9 protein-coding genes are annotated in these 6,961 nt (G+C 71.5%); 3 read left to right on the forward strand and 6 right to left on the reverse strand.

What is annotated here, in order from left to right; all coding sequences use genetic code 11:
* The 6 genes from AC1DO7_RS37955 to AC1DO7_RS37980 form a co-directional block, all read right to left on the reverse strand.
* Positions 1-390, reverse strand: a 390-nt coding sequence (locus AC1DO7_RS37955) for an FAD-dependent oxidoreductase (protein WP_477117334.1), incomplete at its 3' end; no start/stop codon positions are given.
* The gene (locus AC1DO7_RS37960; RefSeq protein ID WP_441621601.1) at positions 387-656 is read right to left on the reverse strand and encodes a (2Fe-2S)-binding protein; all 270 of its coding nucleotides are present in this window, start codon (positions 654-656) and stop codon (positions 387-389) included. The genes AC1DO7_RS37955 and AC1DO7_RS37960, both read right to left, overlap by 4 nt.
* Complete coding sequence (locus AC1DO7_RS37965; RefSeq protein ID WP_441650430.1) at positions 653-1,804, reverse strand: NAD(P)/FAD-dependent oxidoreductase; 1,152 nt, start codon at positions 1,802-1,804, stop codon at positions 653-655. Before AC1DO7_RS37965 ends, AC1DO7_RS37960 begins: the two co-directional genes overlap by 4 nt.
* Positions 1,801-2,832 (reverse strand): 4-hydroxyproline epimerase, encoded by a 1,032-nt coding sequence (locus AC1DO7_RS37970; protein WP_441650429.1) that lies wholly within the window; start codon positions 2,830-2,832, stop codon positions 1,801-1,803. Before AC1DO7_RS37970 ends, AC1DO7_RS37965 begins: the two co-directional genes overlap by 4 nt.
* Before the next feature lie 127 nt (positions 2,833-2,959).
* On the reverse strand, positions 2,960-3,631 hold the full coding sequence (locus AC1DO7_RS37975) for a nitroreductase (protein WP_441650428.1): 672 nt from the start codon (positions 3,629-3,631) through the stop codon (positions 2,960-2,962).
* Positions 3,632-3,669: 38 nt separating this feature from the next.
* Complete coding sequence (locus AC1DO7_RS37980) at positions 3,670-4,563, reverse strand: crotonase/enoyl-CoA hydratase family protein (RefSeq protein ID WP_441650427.1); 894 nt, start codon at positions 4,561-4,563, stop codon at positions 3,670-3,672.
* Between the two features lie 194 nt (positions 4,564-4,757).
* Between AC1DO7_RS37980 and AC1DO7_RS37985 the strand changes: the two genes are divergently transcribed.
* From AC1DO7_RS37985 to AC1DO7_RS37995, 3 genes are all read left to right on the forward strand, one after another.
* Complete coding sequence (locus AC1DO7_RS37985; protein ID WP_441621591.1) at positions 4,758-5,732, forward strand: NAD(P)H-dependent flavin oxidoreductase; 975 nt, start codon at positions 4,758-4,760, stop codon at positions 5,730-5,732.
* 15 nt (positions 5,733-5,747) lie between these two features.
* Positions 5,748-6,200 (forward strand): PaaI family thioesterase, encoded by a 453-nt coding sequence (locus AC1DO7_RS37990; RefSeq protein ID WP_441621589.1) that lies wholly within the window; start codon positions 5,748-5,750, stop codon positions 6,198-6,200.
* 114 nt (positions 6,201-6,314) lie between these two features.
* On the forward strand, positions 6,315-6,961 hold a 647-nt coding region (locus AC1DO7_RS37995; protein ID WP_477117335.1), incomplete at its 3' end, for a thiolase family protein.

Genomic DNA, 6,961 nt, shown 5'->3' on the forward strand with positions numbered 1-6,961 from the left:
GGGCAAGGTCCAGCCGGGAAAGGGCAGCAGCAGCTCGCGCGCGCCGCTGCACAGCACGAGGCTGCGGTAATGCAGCCTCGCGGCCGTGTCGGCCTGCTCCACCAGCAGCGTCCCGGGCGCCGGCGCCGCCACGATACGGCTGCCGGCGAACAGCGTGATGCGTGCGTCGGCCGCCAGCGCGCGGCGCCMCGCGCGCGCGCTGGCGGGCAGGGCCGCGCCAGGGCCATCGCGCCAGATCTGGCCGCCGGGCGCGGCGTTGTCGTCGACCAGCGCCACGCTGGCGCCGCTGCGGGCGGCGGCGCGGGCGGCGGCCATGCCGGACGGGCCGGCGCCGGCCACCAGCACGTCGAATTCGCGGCCATGCGCGGCGTGCAGCCTGGACCCGCTCATGGCGTGCGTTCCAGCACCATGCCTTCGCGGCACGGCGTCTGGCATGCCAGGCGCCGCCGGCCGTCGATCGTCATGCGGCATTCCTGGCAACTGCCCATGCCGCAGAACGGCGCGCGCTGCTGGCCGCCACATGCGCGCCGCGCCCACGGCTGCCCGGCATGCGCCAGCGCCGCGGCAGCCGAGATGCCGGCGGGCACGCGCATGGGCTGGCCGTCCAGCCGTATGGTGATCATGGCGCCGGTGCCGGCAACCGTGCTGCGTCTCATGTCTTGTCTCCGGAGGCGGGCCGGGCGGCGCCGGCGGATGCCGGCAGGAACCGGCCCGGCGCGTACGGCAGGGGATCGAACGGCGGCGCGTGCCCGAGCAGCTGGGCCGCGAGCAGCCGCGCGCTGCCCGGCGCCGTGGTCACGCCAAGCCCTTCGTGGCCGGCCGCCAGCCACAGCCCCGGCTGGCCCGGCTGCGCGCCGATGAGCGGCAGGCCGTCAGGGGTGGCCGCGCGCACGCCGGTCCAGCAGCGGATGGCATTCATGTCCGCCAGCCCGGGCAGGTAGCCGGCCGCGCGCCGCAGCATGCGCGCGACGAGGCCGGCGTCCACGGCGGCATCGGCATGGTCGAACTGGCGCGACGAGCCGATCAGCAACTGGCCGGTGGGGCGCGGCTGCACATTGAACGCGACCGAGGTGCCCTCGGACTGGTGGGCGCTGGCGGCATAACCGAGTTCGACCAACTGGTGGCGCACGCGCGCCGGGTAGCGGTCGGTGATCACGAGATGGCCCTTCTTGGCGCGCAGCGGCAGTCCGGGCACCAGTTGCGCGGCGTGGATGCCGTTGGCCACGATGACCGCATCGGCCGTCAGCCGGGTGCCGTCGTCGAGCGTGACCTGGTTCGCCGCCACCGCGCGCACGGTGGCACGCCGGCGGTCGATGCGCGCGCCGCCCTGGGCAAGCAGCCAGGCGGCCGCGGCCGGGGCGTAGACGATGGCGTCCTCCTCCACCTTGAGCGCACCGGCCAGGCCCGGGCGCAGCATCGGCTCCGCGCGCGCCAGTTCGCGCGCGGTCAGCAGCGTGCCCGGGACGCCCCGCGCCCGCAGCGCTGCGCGCCGGCGGGCGGCCTGCGCCAGTTCCTCCTCGTCGGCGGCCAGCCACAGCGTGCCGCAGCGGCGGTAGGCACAGGCCTCGGGCATGCGCGCGGCCAGCACGCGCCAGAGGCCGAGCGAYGCCGCGCACAGCGCCTGCTCGGCCGCGTTGTCGTCCATCAGCACGAGGTGGCCCATGCCGGCGTGCGTGGCGCCGCCGCGCTGGTCGTCGAGCACCCGCACGTTCAGGCCATGCGCGGCCAGTTCGGCGGCGCACGCTGCGCCTACGATGCCGGCGCCGATCACGATGGCGTCTGCGCAGTGCAGGGCCCGGCTCACGCCACCAGCCCCCAGCCGAACGGATCGTCGCCGCCGACCAGCAGCGTGCTTTCGGCGCAGACGTGGGCGGTGCCATGGATGGTGGGCACGATGCGGCTCGCTTCTCCGGCTGGCGCATAGTGCGCCACGAAACGGCTGCCGGTGATGCCGGCCTGGCGCCACGGCGCGCCGGGCGCCAGCTTGCCGTCGGCAGCCAGGCAGGCCAGCTTGGCGCTGGTGCCGGTGCCGCACGGGGAGCGGTCGTAGGCGTTGCCCGGGCACAGCACGAAGTTGCGGCTGTCGGCGTCGTCGGCCGGGCCGGGCGGGCCGAACAATTCGATGTGATCGATCGCGGCGTCGCCCTCGGCGCGGATGCCCGCATGCTCCAGGGCCCGGCGCAGCGCGCCGGCGAAGGCGGTCAGGGCGTCCACGTTGTCGTGCGCGATGCGCTGGCCATGGTCCTCGCACAGGAAGAACCAGTTGCCGCCCCAGGCGATATCGCCTGCGACGGTGCCGTGGCCGGGCACCGTCACCGCCACGGCGCGCCGGTAGCGCCATGCCGGCACATTGCGCACGCTGACCGAGCCGTCTTCATGCAGCACGGCATCGACCACGCCCACCGGGGTCTCGATCCGGTGGCGGCCGGGCGCGATCCGGCCCAGGTGCGCCAGCGACGCCACCAGCCCGATGGTGCCGTGGCCGCACATGCCCAGGTAGCCGCTGTTGTTGAAGAAGATCACGCCGGCGCAGGCATCGGCCGAGGCCGGAGCGCACAGCAGCGCGCCGACCACCACGTCGCTGCCGCGCGGCTCCAGCACGGTGGCCGTGCGCCAGCGGTCATGCTCGCCAGCCAGCCGCACGAGGCGATCGGCCATGCTGCCGCCGCCCAGATCGGGGAAGCCGCCAATGACCAGGCGCGTCGGTTCGCCGCCGGTATGGGAGTCGATGACGGTGACCCGGTGCGCGGCACGCGTGGCCGGGGAACGAACGGTAGATAGGGGGGCGAACGGGCCGGGAGCGGACTCGGCCGGAGCGGAAGGCTGGCGCATGGCGGGGCTGGCGGGGGCAGGATGGATGACACTTATAGTGTGGCATCTCAAACCTGACCCGGCTTGTCGTCTTTCCGCGTCGGGACCGACGAAATCGGCATAGTTGCCGAATCCGGCGGCCGCGCTCTCAGATCCCCACGAACTCCGCGAACTCCTCCAGCGGCGCGCGCACGGCACGCAGCTGGTTGGCCGGCGCCCCGGGGTCTTCGTAGCCGATGGCCATGCCGGTAAACAGCATGCGTTCGGCGGGGATCGAGAGAAAGGACGAGATGGTCTGCGGATAGATCGCCCAGCATTCCTGAGCGCAGCTGTGCAGGCCATGCTCGCGCAGCAGCAGCATCACGGTCTGCAGGTACATGCCGAGATCCGACCACTGCGGCGGGCCCATGCGGCGGTCCACGGTGCAGAACAGCGCCAGCGGCGCGCCGAAGAAGGTGAAGTTGTTGGCGAACTGCGCGATGCGCGCGCGCTTGTCCTCGCGCGGAATGCCCAGGCAGCGGTAGAGTTCCTCGCCCACCTGGAAGCGGCGCTCCCGGTAGGGCGAGACCAGCTCTGGCGGATAGATGTCGTACTCCTTGCCCTCGCCGCCGGGCCGGCTGGCGATCAGCTCGCGCATGGTGCCCTTGAGCTCTTCGAGCGGTTCCCCGCCCACCACGTGGATATGCCACGGCTGCAGGTTGCCGCCCGAGGGTGCCCGCGCGGCCTGTTCGAGCACGTCGCGGATGATCTCCGGCGCCACCGGCGCGGGCAGGAAGCCGCGCACGGATTTGCGGGTCTGGACTGCGGTACTGACGTTCACGCTGTGCTCCTGGCGATGCGTTGGGCGTTGTCTCTGGCTCAGATGAAGGGCGGCTCGTTGCCCCAGTCGTAGAAGTCCGGCATGTCCTGCGAGACCCGCTCCGGGAAGTTGGCGGGGCGCTTTTCCAGGAAGGCATCGACGCCTTCCTTGACGTCGGCGGACTGGCCGCGTGACTGGATCGCGCGGCTGTCCAGCCGGTGCGCCTCCATCGGGTGGCTGGCGCCGGCCATGCGCCAGATCAGCTGGCGCGAGATCGCCACCGAGACCGGCGCGGCGTTGTCCGCGATCTCGCGCGCCAGCGCCTGCGCCGCCGGCAGCAGGTCTTCGGGCGCGTGCAGCGAGCGCACCAGGCCGCGATCGAGCGCTTCCTGCGCGCTGAACACGCGGCCGGTGTAGCACCACTCCAGCGCGGTGGAGATCCCCACCACGCGCGACAGGAACCATGACGAAGCCGCCTCCGGCGTGATGCCGCGGCGCGCGAACACGAAGCCGAACTTGGCGTCGGTCGAGGCCAGGCGGATATCCATCGGCAACTGCATGGTCACGCCCACGCCCACCGCCGCGCCATTGACGGCGGCGATGACCGGCTTGAGGCTGCGGAAGATGCGCAGCGAGACGCGCCCGCCGCCGTCGCGGTGCGCGCTGCCCTGGCTGCTGGCGCCGTAGCGCTTCTCGAAATCGAAGGTGGAGCCGCCCGAGGCCAGGTCGGCACCGGCGCAGAAGGCGCGCCCCGAGCCGGTGACGATCACCGCGCGCACATTGTCGTCRGCGTCGGTGGCGTCGAAGGCGGCGATCAGCTCCTCCATCATCTTCGGGGTGAAGGCGTTGAGCCTGTCCGGGCGGTGCAGGGTGATGGTGGCGACACCGGCCTCGACCGCATATTGCAGGGTCTCGAAGCTGGGGGGCAGGGATGCTTGGGATGCGTTGCTCATGGCTGGCCTTGGCTGCTCGAAAGGGTTGGCTGGTAAGGTAGTGCAGAATCATGCGCCTGCAATCGTCGCATCCGACGAGGCCGGCAGTGGACCGGCGCCTTAGACTGGCGCCAGCTTGCCTGGCGGCGGCCGGCATTTGCCGCGCCGGGGCAGGACAGAGAATCGGCAAAGACAAGAAGGAAGACAGGAACATCATGAAGACGCGCATCACCGAATTGCTGGGCACCCGCTATCCCATCATCCAGGGCGGCATGCAATGGGTCGGCTACGCCGAGATGGCCGCCGCGGTATCGAACGCCGGCGGCCTCGGCGTGCTGACCGCGCTGACCCAGCCCACGCCGGAGGCGCTGGACGCAGAGATCCGTCGCTGCCGCGAGCTGACCGACAAGCCGTTTGGCGTCAACCTGACGCTGCTGCCGTCGATCAACCCGCCGCCGTACGCGCGCTACCTCGACGTGATCATCGAAAATGGCATCAAGGTGCTGGAGACCGCCGGCAACAACCCGAAGGAGCACATCGCGCGCGCCAAGGCGGCGGGCATCAAGGTGATCCACAAATGCGTGGCGATCCGCCATGCGCTGTCGGCCGAGCGGCTGGGCGTGGATGCGGTGTCGATCGACGGCTTCGAATGCGCGGGCCATCCCGGCGAAGACGACGTGCCGGGCATGGTCCTGATCCCGCTGGCGGCGCGCCGGCTCGGCATCCCCGTGATCGCCTCGGGTGGTATCGCCGACGGGCGCGGCATGGCGGCGGCGCTGGTGCTGGGTGCAGAGGGCGTGAACATGGGCACGCGCTTCTGCGCCACGCGCGAGGCGCCGATCCACCACAACATCAAGCAGGCCCTGGTGGAAGCCAGCGAGCGCGATACCAACCTGATCTTCCGCACGCTGCACAACACGGCGCGCGTGCTCAAGAACGCCGTCTCGGACGAAGTGGTGACCATCGAGCGCCAGCCGGGCGGCGCGCAGTTCGAGGACGTCAAGCACCTGGTGGCGGGCGTGCGCGGCAAGGCCGCGCTGAACGCCGGCGAGACCGACGGCGGCATCATCAGCGCGGGCCAGTGCGTGGGCCTGATCGACGACATCCCGAGCTGCGAGGAGCTGATCGAGCGCATGGTGGCCGAATGCCGCGAGCAGCTCGGCGTGGCGTCGCGCTTCTTCGCGGCCTGAGGCGGGGCGGTGTCCATGGCAGAAGCCAATGAACCGGGCGCCGGCAGCGCTGGCGCGGACGCGGCGGCGGTGCCGCCGGGATTTGTCGCGCTGCGCGGCGCCAGCGGCTTTCTCGAGCATTTCGGCCAGCTCTACGTGGACCGTGCGCGGCGCGTGGTCGCCATCCGCATCGGGCCGCAGCATCTGAACCCGCTCGGCATCCCGCACGGCGGCATGCTGGCCACGCTGGCCGATACCGCCATCGGGATGATGATGGCGTTGGAGGCAGGGCGCCAGCATCCGGCGGTGACCGCCAACCTCAGCCTCGACTACTTCGATGCCGCGCGCGTGGGCGACTGGGTGGAAGCGCACGTGGCGTTCGACAAGCTCGGCTCGCGGCTGCGCTTCGGCAGTTGCCGCCTGCTGGCGGGCGAGCGCTGCCTGTTGCGCGCCACGGCGATCTTCTCGGTACTGCAGCCGCGCGTCTGACAGCGCGCGCCGGCCGCGCAATCGTCGCTTCCGACGACGCCATGTGCCGGGCAACTGCTCCAGAATCCGCATCAGGATAAACAGGGTTTGCCTGGAACGATAAGAGGAGAGCACATGGCAGAGGCATACATCGTAGCGGCCGCGCGCACCGCGGGCGGGCGCAAGGGCGGCAAGCTCGCGGGCTGGCATCCGGCGGACCTCGCCGCGCAGGTGCTGGACGCGCTGGTCGCGCGCAGCGGCGCCGATCCCGCACTGATCGACGACRTGATCATGGGCTGCGTGGGCCAGGCCGGTGAGCAGGCCGGCAATGTGGCGCGCAACGCCGTGCTGGCTTCGCGCCTGCCCGAAAGCGTGCCCGGCACTTCCGTGGACCGCCAGTGCGGCTCGTCGCAGCAGGCGCTGCATTTCGCCGCACAGGCCGTGATGTCCGGCACCATGGATATCGTCATCGCCGCTGGCGTGGAAAGCATGACGCGCGTGCCGATGGGCCTGCCGTCCTCGCTGCCGTTCAAGAACGGTTTCGGCAGCTCGATGAGCCCGGCCATGCAGGAGCGCTATCCGGGCGTGAAGTTCAGCCAGTTCACCGGCGCCGAGATGATGTCGCGCAAGTACGGCCTCAAGCGCGACGACCTCGACCGCTACGCGCTGGAAAGCCACCGCCGCGCCATCGCCGCCACCCAGGCCGGCCGCTTCAACCAGGAAATCGTGCCGGTCGCCGTGCGCGCCGCCGACGGCAGCGGCAATGGCGAACTGCACACGGT

The organism is Cupriavidus sp. 05N40 (assembly GCF_056397305.1).

Bases quoted from the DNA above. Each gene is read 5' to 3' on its own strand.
- AC1DO7_RS37990 (WP_441621589.1), top strand. From the start codon at position 5,748: ATGGCAGAAGCCAATGAACCGGGCGCCGGCAGCGCTGGCGCGGACGCG.
- AC1DO7_RS37985 (WP_441621591.1), top strand. From the start codon at position 4,758: ATGAAGACGCGCATCACCGAATTGCTGGGCACCCGCTATCCCATCATC.
- AC1DO7_RS37970 (WP_441650429.1), bottom strand. From the start codon at position 2,832: ATGCGCCAGCCTTCCGCTCCGGCCGAGTCCGCTCCCGGCCCGTTCGCC.
- AC1DO7_RS37960 (WP_441621601.1), bottom strand. From the start codon at position 656: ATGAGACGCAGCACGGTTGCCGGCACCGGCGCCATGATCACCATACGG.